Origin of the sequence: Lacisediminihabitans changchengi (genome assembly GCF_016634425.1) — a bacterium.
Classification (GTDB): domain Bacteria; phylum Actinomycetota; class Actinomycetes; order Actinomycetales; family Microbacteriaceae; genus Lacisediminihabitans; species Lacisediminihabitans changchengi.
Genome location: NZ_JAEPES010000001.1, coordinates 1,002,726 through 1,023,186, shown reverse-complemented (window position 1 = coordinate 1,023,186; position 20,461 = coordinate 1,002,726). Strand labels below are relative to the sequence as shown.

Annotated in this window: 23 protein-coding genes and 1 riboswitch; of the genes, 11 read left to right on the top strand and 12 right to left on the bottom strand. The window is 66.7% G+C overall.

Features of this window, described 5'->3' with window-relative positions:
- Positions 1 to 117: 117 nt before the first annotated feature.
- The gene (locus IV501_RS04795) at positions 118 to 735 is read left to right on the top strand and encodes a hypothetical protein (protein ID WP_200555225.1); all 618 of its coding nucleotides are present in this window, start codon (positions 118 to 120) and stop codon (positions 733 to 735) included.
- 33 nt (positions 736 to 768) lie between these two features.
- On the opposite strand, the gene IV501_RS04790 is transcribed toward IV501_RS04795, so the two are convergent.
- The gene (locus tag IV501_RS04790) at positions 769 to 2,097 is read right to left on the bottom strand and encodes an L-serine ammonia-lyase (protein WP_234698114.1); all 1,329 of its coding nucleotides are present in this window, start codon (positions 2,095 to 2,097) and stop codon (positions 769 to 771) included.
- A gap of 342 nt (positions 2,098 to 2,439) precedes the next feature.
- Positions 2,440 to 2,532, bottom strand: a riboswitch (glycine riboswitch).
- Positions 2,533 to 2,586: 54 nt separating this feature from the next.
- On the bottom strand, positions 2,587 to 3,300 hold the full coding sequence (locus IV501_RS04785; protein ID WP_200555223.1) for an endonuclease/exonuclease/phosphatase family protein: 714 nt from the start codon (positions 3,298 to 3,300) through the stop codon (positions 2,587 to 2,589).
- 315 nt (positions 3,301 to 3,615) lie between these two features.
- Here IV501_RS04785 and IV501_RS04780 point away from each other — a divergent pair, with 315 nt between their 5' ends.
- The 4 genes from IV501_RS04780 to IV501_RS04765 all read left to right on the top strand — a co-directional run bounded on the left by IV501_RS04780 (position 3,616) and on the right by IV501_RS04765 (position 6,044).
- The gene (locus IV501_RS04780) at positions 3,616 to 3,828 is read left to right on the top strand and encodes a hypothetical protein (protein WP_200555222.1); all 213 of its coding nucleotides are present in this window, start codon (positions 3,616 to 3,618) and stop codon (positions 3,826 to 3,828) included.
- Positions 3,829 to 3,902: 74 nt separating this feature from the next.
- Complete coding sequence (locus IV501_RS04775) at positions 3,903 to 4,109, top strand: hypothetical protein (RefSeq protein ID WP_200555221.1); 207 nt, start codon at positions 3,903 to 3,905, stop codon at positions 4,107 to 4,109.
- A 25-nt stretch (positions 4,110 to 4,134) separates the two neighbouring features.
- Positions 4,135 to 4,305: a hypothetical protein gene (locus IV501_RS04770; RefSeq protein ID WP_200555220.1), complete on the top strand. Its 171-nt coding sequence runs from the start codon at positions 4,135 to 4,137 to the stop codon at positions 4,303 to 4,305.
- Between the two features lie 158 nt (positions 4,306 to 4,463).
- Positions 4,464 to 6,044, top strand: a complete 1,581-nt coding sequence (locus tag IV501_RS04765) for a DUF2510 domain-containing protein (RefSeq protein ID WP_200555219.1) — start codon at positions 4,464 to 4,466, stop codon at positions 6,042 to 6,044.
- A 52-nt stretch (positions 6,045 to 6,096) separates the two neighbouring features.
- Here IV501_RS04765 and IV501_RS04760 read toward each other — a convergent pair whose 3' ends face one another.
- Positions 6,097 to 7,062: a J domain-containing protein gene (locus tag IV501_RS04760; RefSeq protein ID WP_200555218.1), complete on the bottom strand. Its 966-nt coding sequence runs from the start codon at positions 7,060 to 7,062 to the stop codon at positions 6,097 to 6,099.
- A gap of 166 nt (positions 7,063 to 7,228) precedes the next feature.
- On the opposite strand from IV501_RS04760, the gene IV501_RS04755 reads away from it, so the two are divergent.
- The 4 genes from IV501_RS04755 (at position 7,229) to IV501_RS04740 (ending at position 9,222) form a co-directional block, all read left to right on the top strand.
- The gene (locus IV501_RS04755) at positions 7,229 to 7,741 is read left to right on the top strand and encodes a glutathione peroxidase (RefSeq protein WP_200555217.1); all 513 of its coding nucleotides are present in this window, start codon (positions 7,229 to 7,231) and stop codon (positions 7,739 to 7,741) included.
- Between the two features lie 85 nt (positions 7,742 to 7,826).
- Positions 7,827 to 8,480 (top strand): histidine phosphatase family protein, encoded by a 654-nt coding sequence (locus IV501_RS04750; RefSeq protein ID WP_200555216.1) that lies wholly within the window; start codon positions 7,827 to 7,829, stop codon positions 8,478 to 8,480.
- Between the two features lie 98 nt (positions 8,481 to 8,578).
- A complete protein-coding gene (locus IV501_RS04745) occupies positions 8,579 to 8,953 on the top strand; it encodes a hypothetical protein (protein ID WP_200555215.1) in 375 nt (124 codons plus the stop codon).
- A 14-nt stretch (positions 8,954 to 8,967) separates the two neighbouring features.
- A complete protein-coding gene (locus IV501_RS04740) occupies positions 8,968 to 9,222 on the top strand; it encodes a hypothetical protein (protein ID WP_200555214.1) in 255 nt (84 codons plus the stop codon).
- A gap of 49 nt (positions 9,223 to 9,271) precedes the next feature.
- Here the strand turns inward: IV501_RS04740 and IV501_RS04735 are convergent, their stop codons facing one another.
- The 9 genes from IV501_RS04735 to IV501_RS04695 all read right to left on the bottom strand — a co-directional run bounded on the left by IV501_RS04735 (position 9,272) and on the right by IV501_RS04695 (position 18,352).
- Positions 9,272 to 12,295 carry an AAA family ATPase gene (locus tag IV501_RS04735; RefSeq protein ID WP_200555213.1) on the bottom strand — a complete coding sequence of 1,008 codons (3,024 nt, stop codon included), beginning with the start codon at positions 12,293 to 12,295 and terminating at the stop codon, positions 9,272 to 9,274.
- Entirely contained in the window at positions 12,292 to 13,491 is a 1,200-nt protein-coding gene (locus IV501_RS04730; RefSeq protein ID WP_200555212.1) for an exonuclease SbcCD subunit D, read from the bottom strand. Before IV501_RS04730 ends, IV501_RS04735 begins: the two co-directional genes overlap by 4 nt.
- A gap of 73 nt (positions 13,492 to 13,564) precedes the next feature.
- Positions 13,565 to 14,317: a nuclease-related domain-containing protein gene (locus tag IV501_RS04725; protein WP_200555211.1), complete on the bottom strand. Its 753-nt coding sequence runs from the start codon at positions 14,315 to 14,317 to the stop codon at positions 13,565 to 13,567.
- A gap of 134 nt (positions 14,318 to 14,451) precedes the next feature.
- The gene (locus IV501_RS04720) at positions 14,452 to 14,652 is read right to left on the bottom strand and encodes a DUF2188 domain-containing protein (protein WP_200555210.1); all 201 of its coding nucleotides are present in this window, start codon (positions 14,650 to 14,652) and stop codon (positions 14,452 to 14,454) included.
- A 73-nt stretch (positions 14,653 to 14,725) separates the two neighbouring features.
- On the bottom strand, positions 14,726 to 15,607 hold the full coding sequence (locus IV501_RS04715; protein WP_200555209.1) for a Rieske (2Fe-2S) protein: 882 nt from the start codon (positions 15,605 to 15,607) through the stop codon (positions 14,726 to 14,728).
- A 163-nt stretch (positions 15,608 to 15,770) separates the two neighbouring features.
- Positions 15,771 to 16,193, bottom strand: coding sequence for a TIGR03618 family F420-dependent PPOX class oxidoreductase (locus IV501_RS04710; protein WP_307812175.1), 423 nt, complete (start codon positions 16,191 to 16,193; stop codon positions 15,771 to 15,773).
- Complete coding sequence (locus IV501_RS04705) at positions 16,186 to 16,602, bottom strand: MmcQ/YjbR family DNA-binding protein (protein WP_200555207.1); 417 nt, start codon at positions 16,600 to 16,602, stop codon at positions 16,186 to 16,188. Before IV501_RS04705 ends, IV501_RS04710 begins: the two co-directional genes overlap by 8 nt.
- Positions 16,603 to 16,606: 4 nt before the next feature.
- On the bottom strand, positions 16,607 to 17,230 hold the full coding sequence (locus tag IV501_RS04700; protein WP_200555206.1) for a DUF1294 domain-containing protein: 624 nt from the start codon (positions 17,228 to 17,230) through the stop codon (positions 16,607 to 16,609).
- 114 nt (positions 17,231 to 17,344) lie between these two features.
- The gene (locus IV501_RS04695) at positions 17,345 to 18,352 is read right to left on the bottom strand and encodes an LLM class flavin-dependent oxidoreductase (protein WP_200555205.1); all 1,008 of its coding nucleotides are present in this window, start codon (positions 18,350 to 18,352) and stop codon (positions 17,345 to 17,347) included.
- A 154-nt stretch (positions 18,353 to 18,506) separates the two neighbouring features.
- Between IV501_RS04695 and IV501_RS04690 the strand changes: the two genes are divergently transcribed.
- Positions 18,507 to 19,445 carry a phosphatase PAP2 family protein gene (locus IV501_RS04690; protein ID WP_200555204.1) on the top strand — a complete coding sequence of 313 codons (939 nt, stop codon included), beginning with the start codon at positions 18,507 to 18,509 and terminating at the stop codon, positions 19,443 to 19,445.
- Positions 19,446 to 19,482: 37 nt separating this feature from the next.
- Positions 19,483 to 20,448, top strand: a complete 966-nt coding sequence (locus tag IV501_RS04685) for a diacylglycerol/lipid kinase family protein (protein WP_200555203.1) — start codon at positions 19,483 to 19,485, stop codon at positions 20,446 to 20,448.
- The last annotated feature ends 13 nt before the right edge of the window (positions 20,449 to 20,461 follow it).

The following is a 20,461-nucleotide window of genomic DNA, read 5'->3' as shown; positions in this document are numbered from 1 at the left end:
TCGTGCTCGCCTCGGCGGCGCGACTCGCGCAGTCGCGCGCCCGCGGTACGCTCCACTGAACCAGCTGTCCGCCCGTCCACGCACTGGTCCACTCGTGCGTCCACCCCCAGGAGATCGATGGCTCACCCCTACCCGCTGCACGTCGCCGTCGACGTCGAGTGCTACTGCTGCCGCCTGATCCAACCCTTCACGTTCTCGTCGCCGAACGACCAACTGGTCTGCGCGCAATGCTCCCGCCACTACGGCGACGGCAAGGCAGAGAAGCGGGACCTCGATCACCTCGCGATGTGGTCGGCGCGGTACAGCGAACTGGCTCAGCGGTATAGGGATCTTGCCGAGACGACGGACGCGGAACGGATGTCCGCGGCCGCCACCGAAACGGAGCTGCGAGCCCGCGTGGCAGAACTCACCACCGCTATCGCGAACGACTTCGCCGCGACCGACCTCGGCGGATCCCGCGCTCTGGTCGAGAACGAGGTAGTGACCCGGGCCGAGCGTCGTGCCGAACTCGCAAATCGTCTCAACGACCGCATTATGGCCGTGCTCTGGCAGCTCGACCGCCTCCATCACAGCACCGACAAGGCCACCTGCAGCTGTGGCAAACGCCTTGTGGACTGCGGGGAATCGATGGCGATAGAGCCGCAGCGCCAGGCGATTCGGGATTGGGAGAGGCGCAACCTGGCGCTTCGGGCCAGCGGCAAGCGGGACGCGCTGCCGGACGATTTCGGTGGCTAGACGTACTGCTCGCTCACTAGCACTTCTGGCTCGCTAGCACTCCACCACGTTGACGGCGAGGCCGCCCATCGAGGTCTCTTTGTACTTGGAGCTCATGTCGCGCCCGGTCTCCCGCATCGTCACGATGACCTCGTCAAGCGACACCCGGTGATCGCCATCGCCCCAGAGCGCCATGCGGGCGGCGTTGATGGCTTTCGCGGCGGCAATCGCATTGCGTTCGATGCACGGAATCTGTACGAGACCACCGATGGGATCGCAGGTGAGACCGAGGTTGTGCTCCATCGCTATCTCGGCGGCATTCTCGACCTGCTCCGGGGTGCCGCCGAGAATCTCGGCGAGACCTGCAGCAGCCATCGACGAAGCCGAGCCGACCTCGCCCTGGCAGCCGACCTCGGCACCCGAGATGGAGGCCTGGCGCTTGTAGAGCACGCCGACGGCCGCGGAGGCGAGTAGAAAGCGCGCGACCACGGCATCCTTCTCCTCGGCCGTGGCGCTGGCCATGCCGGGCGCATAGTGCGTGGCGTAGAACAGCACGGCGGGGATGATTCCGGCGGCACCATTGGTGGGCGCTGTCACCACTCGCCCACCCGAGGCGTTCTCCTCGTTGACCGCCAGAGCGACCAGGTTCACCCATTCCTGCCAGTAGATCGGGCTGCGGTCGACGTCCTCCGCAAGCAGGCGGCGGTGCCAGTCAGGGGCGCGACGACGCACGTTGAGGCCACCAGGAAGATTTCCGCTGCGGGCGAGGCTGTTGTTCTTGCACTCCTCCATCACGTCGCGGATGTGCATGAGCCCGGCCATCACCTCCGGTTCGCTCCGCCGAGAGAGCTCGTTGCGCAGCATCACGCCACTGATCGGCAGACCCTCTGCGCTGCAATGGGCGAGCAGCTCGGCCGCCGTGGCGAACGGAAGCGGGTCGGGGCCACTCGACACGTCGACCCGCCCGGCCCCCTCGCGCTCGATGAAGCCGCCACCGATCGAGAAGTAGGTGGCTGCGCGCAGCAGAGCGCCGTCGGCGTCCAACGCCTCGAAGACCATCCCGTTGGTGTGCTGGTCGAGCACCGTGAGCGGGTGCAAACGGATGTCCGATGCCATAAGCGCCACCGGCCGACGCCCCGAGACCAGCACTTCGCCGCTCACCCGCTGCGCCGCGAGTCGCTCGGTCATCTCCGCGGGCAGAATCTCGTCGGGCAGGTAGCCCTCGAGTCCGACCAGCACGGCGTCCATCGTGCCGTGACCGGCTCCGGTGGCCGCCAGCGAGCCGTAGAGGTGCACGCGGATGGCCCGCACGCGATCGATCAGCTCGACGCCGGAGGCCTCGGGCTCGCACAGCTCGGCGGCGAATGCGGCGGCCGCGCGCATTGGGCCCACGGTGTGCGAGCTTGACGGCCCGATGCCGACAGTAAACAGGTCGAAAACGCTGAGCGGTGGAAGAGCGGGGCCGAGGTCACGAGTCGCAGACGCTCGGCCGGTGCGGCGGAATCCACGCTCAGCCGGAGCGGTGCGCGGGCCTACGTCACTTGGCGCAGTGTCAGTCATGAAACGCGATGTCAGTCATGGAAACCTTTGGGTCGAGCGGGTCGGTGTGCGCACCGTGATGCGTTCCCTCCGCTCTGTATCGGACCTGAGAGTTTCGACATCCTCGACTGAGGCGCTTGCACCGACGGTGAACACGACTGGATGCCGCGCTGCTTTCCAGAGTCGCCTCACCGCGCGGTACTTGGGCCTGAGAGATTCCCGGAGGGGATTGCTCCTACGGCGTCTTCACGGGTGGAAGAACTCTCCCGCAGCGGTTCGAAGGCGTATTGACTTGTAGTCCGAGAGTACTCCCGGGCGTCGCGATCGGGCAGGTTAGGCCGGAAGACTGGCCGCGGGAGTCTCGAGCGGGGCGGCATCCAACCAGGAGGCTCGGATGAGGATCGGCAGGTGGTCGGAGACGCCACGCTTGAGCGTCTCGACGCTGTCGATGCGCAGTCCCATCGAGGTGGCGAAATCGAAGTGCCCGCGGAAGAACTTGTAGCGGGTGTAGGTACGACGGTCGCTGAGCGACAGCTCGTAGCCCGACTCCTTGACCGTGCGGTTCAGACGGTTTTGGAACAGCGGATAGTTGTAGTCCCCCACCATCAGCTCGGGAATGCCCTCGCCCATGGTGCGCAGTTGTTCGTGCGCGGCGCGGATCTGCTCACGACGCAGCGAATTGAGAGCGGTGAGCGGAGCAGCGTGGAAGGAGGCGACGATGAGGTCGCGGTCGTCGCGCAGGTCGGTGAGTCTCGTGCCGATCAGGCGCTCGTGGGCCGGACGCATGACGCGGTCGTGCATCGACTTTTTGAGGGCGAACGTCTGGGTGCTGAGGGCGGTGAAGCGTTCGCGGTTGTAATACAGGGCGAGGCCGAGGCGGTTGCGCTTGGTGGAGTCCGCCATGTGCAGATTGCCGAGTTCAGCCGGCAACTTGTCTGTGTCCGCCTCCTGCAGGCAGAGAACGTCGAGGTCGTTGCCCCGCACCAGGGCGGTGAGCTCACCGCTGGCATGGTCCTCACGGAGGTTGTAACTGATGACACGAAGCACTCTCTTACCAATCGTCGATGTTGCCGCAGCCGGCGCTCGTCAGTGATGCAGGCCGATGATGCACAGTTCGCATGTGCACCGTGTCGCTTGTGCACCGTCTCTCGTGTGCATCGTCGCGACCACTCAGCATAGGTTCGCCATGAGTCGAGCGCGTTACAGCGACGTGCCCGTTTGCTCGGATGCTCAGCCAAGACTCTGCACGCGCTCAGACGGAGCACCGCCATCATCCATTCGGCGCCAAGGGGTTGCAGGTTGGGTCAACGGGAATATCGTCCGTGGTGTGACGCCGAACTACGTCGTCGAGGAAGGACCGCAGTGTCCGATCAGAAAACGCCCGAGGGCGCACAGGATCAGAGCGCAACAGCTCAGAGCGCAACGGAGCTGTATGGCGACGGAAGCATTCCGCAGGATGCCGACTTCACCGATCCCGCCAGCGCGGATGACCCGGTAGAAGAGTCGATTCTCGACGAGCTGCCTGACGGCGGAGGGGCCGAGGGAGAACCGCCTGCGGGATCCCCCCTCCCCTGACTGCACACCCCAGCTCGATGTGAACAGATCGATACGAACTACTCGACACGACTGCACCACCGAAAGGACCACCTATGTCTGACATCAACCCCCCGCTGCCCGACCAGGGACCCACCGACGGCAGCCACGGCGAAGAGACCGGCGAGCCGATGTCGATCGATGACAGCCTCGACAACCTGCCCGAGGATGCGGATGAGACCGCGCCGGCACCGGCGGTCGCGGCCGACGGCTCGTTGTCGCCGGGATCAACGGCCGACGGCTCGCCCACATCGCTCGACTGAAACTATGCACGACGAAAGGAACGCGATGAGTGGTTCATCGAACGGGCGCGACCCGATCGCGCGGGACATCGAATCCCGCAACCCCCATACCGACGATGAGGTGGCAGGTGAGCAAGTGCTTGCTGACGACCCCGCAGCGCCGGCGCCCGCGGTCGCTCCAGAACCGGATGAGCTAGGCCCCAGCACGGGCGACTGACCGCGTTTCGAGCGGTCGCAAGCGAGTGCGACACGCTAGCGGAGCGTTGCGCCCGCCCGGTGAGCCGCCGGTAGTAGGGTCAAGCCATTGCTGTCCCGTCGGGCGGCGAACACCCGTGCGAAGGCCTGAGCGGCCCGGATTGATGTGAGGACGCAGTCGTGGCAGGCAACAGCGACAGGCCCCCGGCGCCGCCCGCGGGATGGTTCGCGGATCCGGCAGGCAGCCCCTACCTCCGCTGGTGGGATGGCGACGGCTGGACCGACAACTTCATCGACGCTCGCACGGGCGCTCCCCCGGCCGAGCTGGCGTCGGCGCCCGCCCCGCGCGGGGCGATCGCGGCCTCGGCCAGCGCTGAGCCGACGGTGGTCGAACACAGTGCCTCTTGGTTCGGTGATGGATCATCCGCCGGTGCCGCGCCGGACGAGCCTGAGTCGCCGGTTGTGGCGGCCTCTGCTGGCTCTGCGGTCTCTGCTGGTTCCGCGGGCTCAGCCGAGGCACCTCCGCTCACTCGCCGCGAGGCTCGAGCGCGGGAACGCCTGGCCGAAGAAGCGCGCGCCAACGCAGAGACCGTCGCGCCTGTCGAGTCGGTGCCTGTCGAGTCGGTGCCAGACGAGCCTGTCCGTTTCGAACCTGAGCCCATTGAGCCTGAGCCTATTGAACCTGAGCCCATCGAGCCCGAGCCCGTCGACCACATCGTCGAGGTTGAGGACGAGCAGCTGCTTGCCCAACCGGTGTCCGCCGCTCGCGCGGTGGACTCGCTGGGCGAGGTCTCAGAACCGGATGCCGTGGCGCCTCCCGAGGAGAGCGCCACCGTCATGCCGTCTTCTGCCATCGGCTCGATCGGAATCCCCAGCCCGGAGCCACTGCAGATCGATCTGCCGATCGATCTGCCCGTCGATTCCGCTCCGGAGCACGTCGAGGCCACCTCCGCTAACCCATTGCCAGGCGCTATTCCGTTGCCAAGCCCCGTTCCGTTACCAGGATCGACCGTGGCGGCCCCGAGCCTGGCCGACTTCGTCACCGGGCCGACACCGGCTGGTGCGACCGTCACTCCACCAGCACCCGCGTCGTCACCCAGGAGCGATGAGCTGTTCGACTTCGCCGGAATCACTCCGACCGGTGCCATGCCGGTCGCCTCTCCGGTCACCGCCCTCGGGCCCGTGAATGCGTGGGCCACCGCTCCGACTCCCGCGGCAAAGGATGCTTTCCCGCTGGCGCTAGGCGATGGTCCGACCTACACACCGATGGAAACCCGGCGGCCGTCGATGGCGCGCGGTGCCCGTTCCGACGGTGCCCGTTCCGACAGCGCCCGTTCCGACGCTGCTGGTACCGACGCCGGCGTCGCCACCTGGGCTGTCTGGGTGTTTGCCGCGCTTCCCGTGCTGCACCTCGCGCTGGCCTGGCTGGTGTTCGACCTGGCGAGTCCGGCGAACGTAAATTCCACCGACGCCAATCTCACGCAGGCGAGCGTCCTCCGCTGGGCGGTGCTGCTCGGCCCGATCATTCTTTATCTCGTGTTCGCCGCACTCGATCGCTGGACGCTGCTCCGCGATGGCCAGCCAAGTGTGGCACCGGTCGCCTATGCGATCGTGCCGCCGTTGTACCTCGCCATCCGGGTGGTGCGAATGGGCATTCGTGCCCTCGCGCCGCTGGTGGTGTGGGTGGTGCTCGCTGCAGCCGCTGCAGCAGTTTTGATCTTCGCTTTACCCGCTGTGCTCGCGGATCTGACCGGAAGCTAGCGACCGCCGACCCTCACCCGGGGTCAGTTCCGCCGGCTCAGTTTCGGCCGGCTCAGCTTCCACCGACGCCGACGAACCTGATCGCGGACTGCAACCGGGTACGAACATCGAACAGCTCAGTCCCACCGACGGTGCGCGCCCCGGGCAGCCCCTCGCGCAGCACTGCGCCCACCCGCGATGCCGTCACCACCGCGGTCGTAGCGCCACGGATCGCTCCCAGCACGAGCAGGGACTCGTCGAGTTCATCGTCGGGGACGACGATGAGCAGCGCGCTGAACGTGACCCGCGCCGCGCGGGCGACCACTTTGGCGCGAGTTCCGAGGTCGTGCATCGGGCGATCGCCCAGCCCCGCTGGAACGAGCAGCTCGCCCTTCCGAACCCTCACGACGTCGCCGAAGTCCTCGGACAGCACTGCGTAGAGACCGGTGGGGCCGAGCACGACGTGGTCGATTTTCTGTTCCGCGGAGCCGGTATCGACGTCGTGCCAGACCGTGAAACCGATGCCGAGGTCGGTAAGAGTCCGTGCGGTCGACTCCTCGGCGAGAGCATCGGCGAGCAGGTGTCGGAGCGCGCGTGGGGCCGAGCGCACCAGCGCTGGATCATAGGGATCGTCGATCGTCTCGCCGCGGCCCACCCACTCGCGCAGCAGGGTGAGGTAGCGCTCACGACGCCAGCCACCCGGATGCCCGTAAGAGCGAGCGCGTGGCCGCGTGTCTGCCTGGTGGGCGCGCGATCGCGGCTCCCACCCGTGACCTGACGTGTCGGGCTGCTCGAAGCCGCCGGGCGGGGCTGCGGAAGCCCGCGATCTCGAGCCTCTGTCGTAGGCGGCCCGGACATCCGGAGTTCCGATCCGCTCCCAGGCCGCTTGCACAGCGCTGAAGCTGACGGCGTCGCCGCCGGTGTCGGGATGGGTTTCGCGCAGGCGGCGACGATACGCGGCCTTCAACTCCTCGGTACTCGCCGTCGTCGAGACGCGCAGCACCTCGTATGGCGTTGCCGAGATCGGGCTGTCGGGCATGGTCGCTTTCGGAGGGGCGGAAATCGGGGAAGCGCACGCTTCAGCATTTGACCATAGCGAAGGAAGTCTGAGATCGAGTCGAGGTTCGCCGTCGGCGTGGGAAAGCGACGCTCGCGAAAATGCGACAAGTGGGAATAGGGCGGAAACGAGAGAGGTTCGCTGATGTATGACTTCCAACGACGCGTCTTCCGCTGCGAATCTCGACAGCATCCCCCTCACCACCATCACCGGTGCTGAGACTTCCCTGGCCGAGTACGACGGCAAGGTGAAACTCATCGTCAACGTCGCCTCGCGCTGCGGGCTCGCGCCGCAGTACGAGAAGCTCGAAGCGATGCAGAAGCTCTACGCCGACCGCGGTTTCACGGTTCTCGGCTTTCCGAGCAACCAGTTCTTGCAGGAGCTCAGCACAGAGGAAGCTATCGCGGAGTACTGCTCGACCACGTGGGGCATCAGCTTTCCGATGTTCGAGAAGGTCAAGGTCAATGGCCGAGACGCTCACCCGCTCTACTCCGAGCTGAAGAAGACTCCGGATGCGAACGGCAAGGCCGGACGCGTGAAGTGGAACTTCGAAAAATTCGTCATCACGCCCGACGGTCAGGTGCACCGCTTCCGTCCGACCACGGAGCCCGACGACCCGGCGATTATCGACCTGATCGAGAAGGCTCTGCCAGCCGCCTAAAGATCGACGTGTCGCGTCACGACCGCACTGTCGAGTACTGGCGGAGTCATGATCCGGCGCGGACGGCGGCAATAGGCTGGGTGCGATGCGACTCCTCCTGATACGACACGGCCAGACGATCGACAACGTGAACGGCGCGCTCGGTACCGCCGCGCCCGGTCCGGGACTTACCGAGCTCGGTACTCGGCAGGCCGCGGCCATACCCGCCGCACTGCAGTCCGAGCGGATCGAGGCGATCTACGTCTCGCACTTGCTTCGCACCCGGCGCACTGCCGAGCCGCTCGCTCGCTCCCGAGGGCTCGAGATTCAGGAGATAGACGGCATCGAGGAGATCCGGGCCGGGGATGTCGAGGGTCGCAACGATATGGATGCGGTGCGCCTCTACATGGGCACGATCTTCTCCTGGTGGCAGGACTTCGATGGGCGCATTCCCGGTGGCGAAGACGGCAACGAGTTCTACGATCGCTTCACCGCCGCCATCGGCCGGATCGCGGTCAGCCACAGCGGAACCGTCGCGATCTTCAGTCATGGCGCCGCCATCCGCACCTGGGCCTCATGGACATCCCGCAATCTGGATGCCGGGTTCAGTCGCGTCCACGACCTCGAGAACACGGCGGTCGTCGTGGTCGAGGGCTCGCCCGAGGACGGGTGGGTCACCACGTATTGGGCCGGAGAACCGATGGGCGGGGCGGAACTCGAAGACCCGACGGCGCTCGACCCCACGGGCGAAGCGGTCTGATCGTTTCCGACGGAGAACTTTCGCATCCGTCAATTGCCCCTTGCACCGCTGGCAGCACTGGTCTTGAGTGGAATCACGACGAGAGAGAAGTGAGATCCATGAGCGACAGCACCGGAACTGAGGGCGGAACCGAGGGCGGCGCGGCCCCGTACTACAACGACCGCGAGGCCCAGTATCTTGCCGAGAACGACCTCGCCGTCAACGACGCGGTTGCGGGCGAGACGGTGAGTCGGGGTGTGGGCAACGGCAACTCTGGTCGCACCGGCGGGTCGCCGAACGAGGTTCGCCCCTACTCAGGTGAAGACGACCTCGAAGGCGTCGACCTCGACCTGGACGGCGAACCGACCGACGACGAGCCGCACCTGCGCACTGACGAGGTCGACAGTATCGATGCGGTCGACCAGCCCGATTCGAGCGTGATAGACCCGAGCGTCCCCGACGTGATCAGCGACAACGAGGGTCCGCTGCTGTAGCGGCGGGCGCACACATGAGCGACACCGACGGCACGCAACCCAGCGAGCAGAACCCGAGCCCCCAAATCCAGGCCGATATCGCCGATCTGGAAGCCCGGGGCAGCCTGCGATTGCCCGACCCGCCCGACGACGAGCCGCTGACGGATGACGACGAGCTCACCGACGACGGTGCGACGTCGACCGGAGATTCGGAGTTCGATCACTCCGACCCGAGTTCGGAGCCCGACCTCGAATCGGGCGACTCCGGCGGATTCGTCGACCCGCGCTAGCGGAACGTCGGCGCAGGGTCAGCTCCAGCACGCCGTCGACCGGCGCGTCTCAGACCAGAATCGGCAACTCTCCGGGCACGCGCTCGATCTGCTGAGGCTCGATCCGCTGAGGCATGGTGATCGTGCTGTCGCCGCGGGGCGTCATGCTCACCACCAGCTTTCCCGGGATCTGCTCCTTCATCGAGTCGACGTGGCTGATCAGACCGATGGTTCGACCTCCGGCACGGAGCCCGTCGAGGGTGCTCATCGCGATCTCGAGCGTCTCCGCATCCAATGATCCGAAACCCTCGTCGATGAACAGGGTGTCCAACCGGATGCCGCCAGCCTGGTTCGTCACGACCTCGGCCAACCCCAGCGCCAGGGCCAGCGACGCGAGGAAGGTCTCGCCCCCGGAGAGCGAATTGGTGGCTCGCGATTTTCCGGTGTGTTCGTCGAGGATGGAGAGCCCGAGTCCCGACTGCGTGTTGCGGTACTGCACGGAGTCGTCGTGTTCAAGTGCGTATCGTCCGCTGGTCATCACCCGAAGGCGCACGTTCGCCGCCGCCACGATCTGTTCCAACTGCGCGGCGAGAACGTAGGTCTCGAGGCGCATTCGCCGGGTGTTCGGCTCCTTGCCCTGCACCGCATTGGCCAGCTCGCGCAGCTGCCCGTACTCGGCCCGCAGATCAGCGGATGCCGCGAACCGCCGCCGCGCCTCAGCGACCAGCCCGGCGGCTGCGCGCACGCGCTCGCGCAGGGCGCTGGCGGCGGACATCGCGGAATCCCGCCGCTCGCCGGCCTCGAGCAGCGCCGCGCGAGCCGGCTCCAGGTCTACCGTGGTCTCAGGCAACCCGCGAAGCTCCGGCTCTGCGAGTATCGAGCGGGCAGTTGCTATCGACTGGTCGTGGTCGCTGATGACTCGCTCCAGGCGGCGGATCTCTTCCGAGTCCACACGCGCATCCTCCGCCTCGGTCTCGTCGGCGAACCCCTGCTCGGCGAGGCCCGTGGCCAATGACTCGGTCGCAAACTCGAGCGCCCGCTGCCTCTCGGTCGTGGTGTCGATCGCGCGCTCGAGCGTCTTCGCCGCGGCGAGATGAAGACGCAACGCCGACGCCCGCTCCGACACGGTCGCGAAGCCGTTCCGATGGTCGGAAACTCGTCGCTTGGCGCTGGTGAGCTCGAGTTCGCGGGCCGCGAGGTCTGTGCCCGCGGCATGGCGCCGAGCCTGCAACCCTTCCACCTCGGCCTCCGCCTGCTGGATCAGCGAACCCAGACGCCCGATCTCGTCATCGAGCTCGACCATGAGGTCGGCCGCCAGGCGCGCATCCCGAACCGCGCCGAGCGCGGTGCTGAGTTGTGTCTCGATCGTCTCCAGCGACAGACCCTCGCTGCGCGCGAGCGACTCGGCGAGAAGGCCGGCGAGCCGCGTGCTGACTCTGGTGGCGTCATCCAGAGCAGTCCTCCGATCCGTGAGTTCTGCGCGCGCCTCCTCGATATCCGCCGATGTCACGGGCGGCGCCTCCAATGGCGCGGGCTCGGGGTGCGCGGTGGAGCCGCACACGGCGCAGGGCTCGCCGTCGACCAGGGCACCGGCGAGTTCGGCGGCGTGACCGGCGAATCGGCGGTCCATCAGCAACTGGTGCGTGGTGGTCGCTCCGGTGAGGCGCTGGGACGCCACGAGCTCGGCTGCCTGCGCCGCGGCCATCTCGCGTTCGAGTCGAACTCTCTCGCGCGCCGCCTCGCGTGCCCCCTCGAGCCGCGCGGCGGTGGCAGCGGCGGCCCCTTCGGCAGACGCGGCGACACGTGCGTCGGAGAGCCTGGACTGGGCCTCGATCAGCTGGCCAGGAAGCATCTCGAGCTGCCGGACAGCCCTGGCAGCGCTCTCGTCGATGGCCGAGAGGGCGGCTCGCCCGATGTCGACCGCCTCGGAGAGGCTGGGCAACGCCAGTTCGTCGGTGATGGGCGCTTCGAGGGATCCGAGCCTGCGGGTGAGCGCGTCGATGGCCTCGTCTACAGCCTGCACTGTGATGGCTGCGGTGGCAGTGTCGACTGGCGGTGGATCGAATGACGCGTAGGCAGAACGAGCAGCGAGCTCGAGCGCGCGTGCGGCCATCAGTTCGTTGTCGGCCGCACGCCGGGCAGCGATCAGCGGCCACACGGGGGCCGCACGCCGAGCGCTGCTCGCGGCAGCGCGCTCGAGCTCGACCGACTCGGACAGGTGGCGCTGCAGGGTCGCGGCCGCGACATCCCGCCGCCGTTGCCGGGAATGCACCGTGTCGAGCTGCCGGAACTCGTCTTCGGCCGCGGCCCGTGCGGCATCTGCCACCGCAGCACTCGACTCGGCCAGCTCGGTCGCGGCGACGAGTTCGTCGAGAAGCGCGTCGAACCAGGCCAGCTCCGGCTCGGACGGCACCTCGCTCGGGTCCAGTTCTACCGCTCGCGCGAACTGGGCCGCGTGCTGAGAGACGGCCTCCGACGACTCGGCCACCTGCTGCTCGAGAGCGCGTCGGCGCTCGACCAGGAATGTCTCGTAGGCGAGAAAACGGTCGGTGCCGAAGAGACTCCTCAGCACCGACTGTCGATCGTCGTTTCCGGCGGCGAGGAACTCCTGAAACCGGTTCTGCGCAAGCAGGATCACCTGGAGGAACTGGTCTTTGCTCAGGCCGACCAGCCGCAGCACGTCTTTGCCGACATCCACCGGGCGGGCGGCGGTGACGCGCCAGTCGTCACCCTCCCTGATCGCCAACTCCGCCGTCGCTGGTGAGGAGGTGGTGCCGGTGCCACGGAGCTTCGGGCGGGCGAATTCGGGGCTACGGCGCACCCGGTAATCGTTCGATCCGACCCGGAATTCCAGCTCGACGACAGTGGGATCGTCGGGTTCGGCGTGATCGCTTCGTAGTCTCGCCTGCGCACCGTCGTAGCGCGGCACACTCCCATAGAGGGCGAAACAGACGGCGTCGAGGATGCTGGACTTGCCCGCGCCCGTTCGCCCGGTGATGAGGAAGATGCCGTCGTCGTCGAACCGCTCGAAGTCGATGTACTGCTCGGTCTTGAACGGTCCGAATCCAGCCACACGCAGACGGAGGATCTTCACGCCCCGACCTCCCGCGCCCCGACACCATCGAAATCGACTGAGCCGGTCTCAACGACCTGCGCGTGTCTCTGTTCGATCGCACGATCGATGATGCGCCGCTCCGCCTCGCTGGCGCCGACGCCGTTGCGAACCAGTTCGAGAAAGCCCTGCACGATCTCATGATCGCTCTTGGCGGCGATGCGCTGACCATAGCTCTGCGACGTGGTCTCGGCGACCACGCTCGGCCGGAACTCGAGATGGGCTGCGTACGGGAAGCGCTTCTGCAAGCGGCGCATCGCGTCCATCGGACGCACGACGTCGGTGAGGACGGCGCTTACCCACTGGTCTTCGTGGGCGGCCAGAGCCGGATCGATCACCAGGTCGTCCAGGTCGCCGGTGAGCACGGCGAGCTCTCTCGGAACGGGCAGGTCGACCCAGTCCACGTGGTCGAGTCCGTCGGCATCCAGGTGCACCAGCCAGGCACCGCGGGGCTTGCCGACCTCGCTGAACGAATAGTGCAGCGGCGCCCCCGAGTACCGCGCCCGCTCGCTGAGCCGAGCACGGCCGTGGATGTGGCCGAGTGCCACGTAGTCGGGGCCGTCGAAGGTCGACAGAGGCACGACATCCAATCCCCCGGCGGTGATGTCACGCTCCAACCCAACGCTGGCCGGCACGTCGGCGATGAACGCGTGCGAGAGAACGACCGAGCGCCCTCCGCGTCGGTCGAGGTCGGCGCGCACTCTCTCCATCGCGAAGCCGAGCATCTGTTCGTGGCTGCGAAGCTCGACACCGGGATACGCGCTGCGGACGATCGACGGTTCGAGGTAGGGGATTCCGTAGAAGTGCACCGGACCGAATTCATCGTCGATACTGATCGGTCGGTCATGCAGTTCCTGTCGGGTGATGATGTGGATGCCCGCCAGCCCGGTGAATCCGGCGTTGAATCCGAGTCTCGTGGCGGAGTCGTGATTTCCGCTGGTGAGTACCACCTGGGCTCCGGCATCACGAATGCCACGCAAAGTGGCGGTGAGCAATTCGTAGCTCTCGGCCGCGGGGGTGGCGCTGTCGAAGATGTCGCCCGCGACGACGACCACGTCGATCTGCTCTCGGCGCACGACGTCAACGAGGGCCTCGAGCACCTGGCCGAGATGCGCGATCGTCGAGTTGCCGTGGAACGTTCGCCCGATGTGCCAATCGGAGCTGTGCAGGATCTTCATTGAGGTCAGGTTAAGCCCTGCCACCGACGTGGGAAGCGAAGGCCCGCGAGGACCGGAGAACGCGTGTCGGCGATCACACCATACGGGTGACAGTCTCGAACATCATCGCCGCTGCTATGCCGGCGGCAGCCACACACCAGATGGCACGGCGCGATGATGCCACCCGGATCGACCGATCCAATGAGGCGAAGCGCTCGCGGATGCTGTGGTCGGGCGACGAGATGCCATGCCAGACATCGGGCTGCTCGACCGCGGTCACGATGGCGGACACCTCGGATTCGCTGAGCACGGTGGGCTGACTCGTCAGCCAGCGGACGATCCTGCGGGCATCTGTCACCTCGACGGCCGGGCGATCGGTGCCGAAGGTGATCCGTTCCGGGTCGACGAGAGCAAGCACCGGCCGCACCGGCGCAGTCGGAAGCATCCGCTCGATGCGGGCCGCCTCGCTCAGCGACACTCGGATGTGCGACTGCTTCTGACCGTCGACGAGAACGGAATGCCCGGCGGCCCAGACCTTCTTGTGGCGGTGCAGCCGCGTCGTGATCGTGAACACCCCGGCCGGACCGATGGCGATGTGGTCGATGTCCGAGCCCTTGGCGTTCAGGGGAAGGGCGTGGAGCACCGTCCATCCGGCCGGGAGCATGCTGAGTCGTTCGCCGACCTCGATCTCGCCGAGCGCGCCCGCGTACCAGCCGTAGCTGTTCGGGCTCAGCGGTGAGACACCGAACAGCCGTGCGAGCGGCGACCTCTCCCGTACACTTTCCTGCTCGATGAGCAGACGCTCCATCACGGCCTGCCCGGCGAAGCGCTCGCGCACTATCGACATACCACCCCCGTATCGCTGCCACGCTATGCGATGGAAGCTCATGGGTGCCAGCCCCAGTTCCGCAGAACGGGGGCACGAGCACGACGCGCACCGGGAAGTGCCCGGAAGCGTGCCGCGCTACTCCCCCTGGATCGCTAGTCCCCTGGATCGGTGATGACGCCCGTCGGATCCGACTCGCGAACGGTGTGTGTGCTCCCGAGTTCTTCTGCCAGAGATCGACCGGCGTCGATGGCCTCGATCTTGCTCGAGAAGCTTTCACTCAGTTCGGGAGCACCGATCACTCGGTTCACCCACTGGCCATTCTTGTCGATCGTCTCGACATCTCCATCTGCCATGCCACACCTCGTTTCTGCTCGCCGATCGTGCTCACCTGATCTGGTCGCGCGGTCGATCAGGATGCCGCCGGGGTCAGCCATCGGCTCCGGGCAGCTGCACCTGTACCACGCCATCCTGCACCCGGGTGATGAATCGCGGTTGTGGCGACGTCGCCGGACCGTGCACGACGGCGCCGGTCTCGACGTCGAATACGCTTCCGTGCCACGGACAGGAGACACAGGTCGATCCAGACTCCTCGTCAACGAGCTCGCCCTGATTCAGAGGCCCAGACAGATGACTGCAGGTATTCGACAACACACTCACGGCGTGGCCACGGCGCAGCACGAGAAGGGGCTGACCGGCGACATCCATCGTGCTTAGCTCGCCATCGGGCAGCTCCTCCAGCGGGGCGAGGACCTGCCAGCCCGACGGCATGAGGTGCGGCACGTCTTCGGCGTGATTGGCGCCCGAGGCCTGGCGATATGCCAGATGACCGCCGAGGTAGCCGCCGATCGACATCACGGCAAGTCCCGCGTAGCCGAAGAGCCGCCCACTCGCCTGGTGGCCACGTCCGCGCTGGAGATACGAGATGACGTAGAGGCCCACTGCGGTGGCGTTGGCCGCCGCGTGGACGATCCCCACCCGCTGCTGCTGTCGATGGAGCGACAACCAATCGACCCAGCCCGCGGCGATCGACGGGATCGCACTGACGATCCCGAGACCGACGAGCAGTTTCGACTGGCGAGCCGTCTTCGGAAACAGGTCGAGCACGGCCGAGGAGGTGAAGGCCCCCAGCGGCACCTGCACCGCGAGCGGATGCAGCGGATGTCCGAGCGGCACGCCGTGCAACAGGTCGCGCAGCCGACGGCTGGCGAACAGTGTCGAGTAGAGCCGATTCGCTTGGGTGACGACCGGATCGAGCCGAGTATCCGACTCGAGGTCGGCTACGGTCTGCACGATCGTCAGTTCTTGCATGAGCTGCCTCTTCCTGTCCTCTGGGCTTGTCCTTTCTTAGAGGACGCCGGCGAGACGCTCGTGTCAAGGGTGGCTTTCGTCCACAGTCCACAGTCCACAGTCCACAGTCGAGCGTTGATCGGCAGCTCGCCGAAAATAGCTAGCTGTATAGCTAGCTGTATAGCTAGCCCTTCATCCCCGGCGATCCGATCACGTCATCGACCAAGATCTCGATCACGACCCGCTTCGGGTTGGGACTCGGCTGTCGGTACCGCTGCGCGTACAGCTCGACGGCGCGGCTCACCTCGTCAGGCTCGCGACGGATGCTGGCGCGGCCAGCGAGACTCAGCCAGCGACGTCCGTCGACCTGGGCTACGGTCGCCGATCCGGAGCGCTCGACATTCCGAACCTTTTGCGTGCCGTCGCTGGTGATGATTCGCACCACGCCCTCCGACAGGGTGAACCCCACGGCGACGGAATGGATCGCCCCGTGCGGGCCGGGCGTCGACAGGATGGCCAGGTGCCGTTCCTCGGTGAAAGCGGCAGCGGCATCCGTCGCGCGGTACGGCGCAAGGTACGGCGTCTGGCCGTCAGGCGACTCAGCCACGGGAGCGCGGCACCTTCGGCCGCACGAGAGCATGGCTGTCGTGGAGCAGTTGCTCGATCAGACTGTCGGGAACGCGCCGGTCGGCCGGCGCACTGTCGTCGCTGGAAACACTGTCGTCGATGGAAACACTGTCGTCGCTGGCCACAGTGCCGTCGATGCTGATAGTCACCCAATGCTTCTTGTTGAGGTGGTAGCCCGGGGTGATCGCTGCGTATTGCTGGCGAAGCGCAAGGCTTTCTTCGGGGTCGCACTTGAGCGAGACACTGAGGGGAACGGCATCGAGGGCACTCAGCGCAAAGATCTTGTCGTTGCCACTGGTCTTGAATACGGAGAGACCCTCCCCGAAGGGAAAGGTCTCGGTGGTTTGCGGCAACGCGAGACAGATGTCGCGCAACTCGTCGGGAGTCATGGGATCACGCTACCCCGAGCGCCGCGCGCACCGGCGGCGAGGTGACGGCGACGAGTGCAAGGACGTTCAGGATGACCGTGCCCCAGAACGCGAGCTGGAAGCGTCGTTTGCGCGTCTTGTGCCGCAGCACCTGCTGCGCCACGATCGCGCCCGGCCAGCCGCCCAAGACTCCGAGCGCGAGCAGGCTGCTCTCGGAGGTGCGCCAGCGCCCATGGGTTGCCGCGGACTTGTCGACCGCGTAGACCACGAAGCAGATGACGCTGGTGAGGAGGTAGACCAGCCCGAACCACACCGGAGCATGCCATTCGATCACCAGAACCGACCCGAGCACGAGAAATGCGAGAATCGCGACGAAGCTGACCAGGCTCGCTGGGGCTCCGCGTCGTCGACCCTGCGGCGGGTGCGGCTGGTGCCGCTCACGGGTGCCGATGTGCTGCGCCTCGGGCCGGCCATCCGCCGATGTGCCGAGCTCGAAGGTCAACTGCTCGCCCTGCCTCGGCCGGATGTCGCCCCGCGGGAAAGCGGAGATGTGCACGAATACGGTGCGTCCCCCGGCCACCGGGGTGACGAACCCGAAACCGCGATCGTCATTCCACGTGGTCAGGGTGCCGGAGACGCGTACGGGCATGGGGCGATGCTATCCCGGGTTGCGCAGTGCCGGCCCTTCGACAAGCTCGGCCCTTCGACAAGCTCGGCCCTTCGACAAGCTCAGCCCTTCGACAAGCTCAGCCCTTCGACAAGCTCAGGCCTTCGACAGGATCAGGGACCGGAAGGCGTCGGCGGTGAGGGCCACAGAGCGCAGGCGGGCGTCGACCTCCTGCACGGCGTGGGCGGTGATCAGCTCGTCGGCCTGGGTGAGCTCGGCGAATTCGGTCAGGAAGTCGCGAACCTCCGCGGGCGAACCGACCGCTGAGTAGCGCATCATCTTTGCGATCTCCCGGCCCTGCGGTGTGGTGAGGAACTCGTCGATCTGCGCGTCAGAGTAGGCGGGCGCACCCGGCCCGCGGGAGATCATGCTGCGCACGCGGGAGCGACGGGTGACGTCGAACATTCGCTTCGCCTCGTCTGAATCTTCGGCGGCGACGACGTTCACGCCGGCGATGGCATACGGCGCCGCGAGCTGAGCAGACGGCTGGAAGTCACGACGGTAGAGCGTCAGCGCCTCGAGGAGGGCATCCGGTGCGAAGTGCGAGGCAAAGGCGTATGGCAGGCCGAGGGCGGCGGCGAGCTGGGCGCCGAACAGGGAGGATCCGAGGATGTAGAGCGGAACATCCGTTCCACCCCCGGGTACCGCCTGCACACCCGGGACGATGGACTCGCCACGAAGGAAGGCCTGGAGCTCGACGACATCCTGCGGAAACTGGTCGGAGGAGCGAGGGTCACGCCGCATCGCGCGCGCGGTGTTCTGATCGCTGCCCGGCGCGCGGCCGAGGCCCAGATCGATGCGGTCGGGGTACAGAGCGGCGAGGGTTCCAAACTGCTCGGCGATCGTCAGCGGCGAATGATTCGGCAGCATCACACCGCCCGAACCAAGTCGAATCGTGCTGGTCTTGCCCGCGACATGGCCGATCAGAACGCTTGTCGCCGACGACGCGATGGTCGGCATGTTGTGGTGCTCGGCGTACCAGACGCGGGAGTACCCGTGCTTCTCCGCGGTCTGCGCGAGGGCGACACTCGCGGCGAAACTGTCGGCAACGGTCTGGCCGGGGGCGATGGGAGCGAGATCGAGTATGGAGAGCGCGGTGGTCATATCGGGTCTAACCGCGGGTGGGCGAGTTTCGTTCCCATGCTGAAGCGTGTACAGGAGTTCGGAGCCTGCGCAAGCCCCGCGACATCCTCGCGGTCAACCGTTAGCCTCGGGGAATCGCGCCATCCGGTGTGAACGGTGGCGCCAGGGGGTCGGAATGTCAGAAGAACGGCGGCCCGACCGCGCCGAATCGCCCGACCGCGCCGAATCGCCAGACCGCGCCGAATCGCCCGACCGCGCCGAATCGCCAGACAGGGCTCGCGACCTCACCGATGACGACCGCTATCTCGGTTCGCAGGACCTTACGCACTGGTACGGCCCGGTGGGACGCGGCGTCGCCCGGGTCGCGCAACGGGTCGGGCGGGCGATCGGCGCGCAGCCGGCCCTACTAATCGGGCTTGTCGTCGGACTGGGCCTTGCGGTGGCGCTCACCCTCGTGTTCGCGCAGATCTACGATGCGATAACGGATGACGACGGGGTCGCCGGCTTCGATCTCCCCCTGTTGCATTGGGCCGTTGCGCACCGAACCCCGGTGCTGGACGTCGTCATCACCGGCTACACCGACATCGGTGGTGTCTACGGAATGCCGATCATCGCGGTCGCAATCGCTGTATGGCTCTCGCTGCATCGACGGTCGTGGACGCCAGCCATCCTCATCGCGGCTGCCGGCGGAGGTTCGCTGCTGATGACCATCGTCGGGAAGGGCCTGTTCGGCCGCACGCGCCCTCCGCTACGGTTCGCGGTGCCGCCATATGAGCACTCGCCGTCTTTTCCGAGCGGCCACTCGCTCAATGCGTTCGTCGTGGCCGGCATCGTCGCCTACCTGCTCATCCTTCGTCAGCGCTCGACCCGCATCCGGGTGCTGACGGTGACGGTCGCCGCGGTGTTTGCGCTCACGATAGGCCTCAGCCGCGTCTTCCTCGGCCACCATTGGTTCACCGACGTGCTGGGCGCCTGGGTGCTCGGGGCGGCGTGGCTGTCTCTGGTGATCACCGTGCACCGGCTGTATCTCACCGCCCGATACGCCGGCGCTCGCGATGGACCACCGCAACCGCGGTTGCCGATCGATCGCGCTCGCCCCAGTTCCGCCTTCTGATTCTGCGTCTGTCTTCCAATCCTGCGAAAGGACCACCATGACCGAAAACCGCGCCGCTGTCGTCTACAACCCCACGAAGGTCGACATCGACGCCCTCCGTGCCGCCGTGGCGAGGGAAGAAACCTCGGCCGGGTGGGCGGAAACACTGTGGTTCGAGACATCCGCCGACGACCCGGGGGCCGGTCAGACCGCCCAGGCCATCGAGCAGGGCGCGACCGTGGTGATCGCTGCGGGCGGCGACGGCACAGTGCGGTATGTCGCTCAGCAACTGCACGGCAGCCCCGCTGCCCTCGCCCTCCTGCCGGCGGGCACCGGCAACCTGCTCGCTCGCAACCTCCAGTTGACGTTGAGCGACCTGGACCACTCCGTTCGCACGGCGTTCCGAGGCGTCGACAAGCGCATCGACCTCGCCTGGGCGTCGATCGAACGCGCGGATGGGAGTCGGTCTCGCCACGCCTATCTGGTGATGGCCGGGTTCGGACTCGACGCGAAGATGCTCGCCGGCACCGACGAGCAGGCGAAGAAGCGCCTGGGCTGGATCGCCTACGTCGGCGCTCTCGGCCGTGCTCTGCTCGACAAGAACGAACTCAGGATGCGCTATCAGCTCGACGGCAGTGGCACCAAGTCGCTGCAGGCCCACACGATGATCGTCGGCAACGTGGGAACACTGCGCGCCAATGTGCTGCTTCTTCCCGAGGCGAAGGTCGATGACGGGCTGTTCGAGATCGTGTTCTTCCGGCCGGAGGGCATCATCGGCTGGGTTGAGATTCTGTGGAAGGTAATCTGGGAGAACGGCGTTCTGCGACGCACGCCGCTCGGCAAACGCCTGATCGGCCCGGACGTGAACGCGCTGCGATACGTGAAGGGCAAGGACCTCAAGGTGCGGCTCGGGCGCCCGGAAGAAGTTGAGCTCGACGGTGATCCGTTCGGTGAGGCCGTGGCATTCCACACCTGGATCGACAGTGACGGCATACGTACTCGGGTGCCCGCCGAAGACCAGTGACGTTTTACTGAGC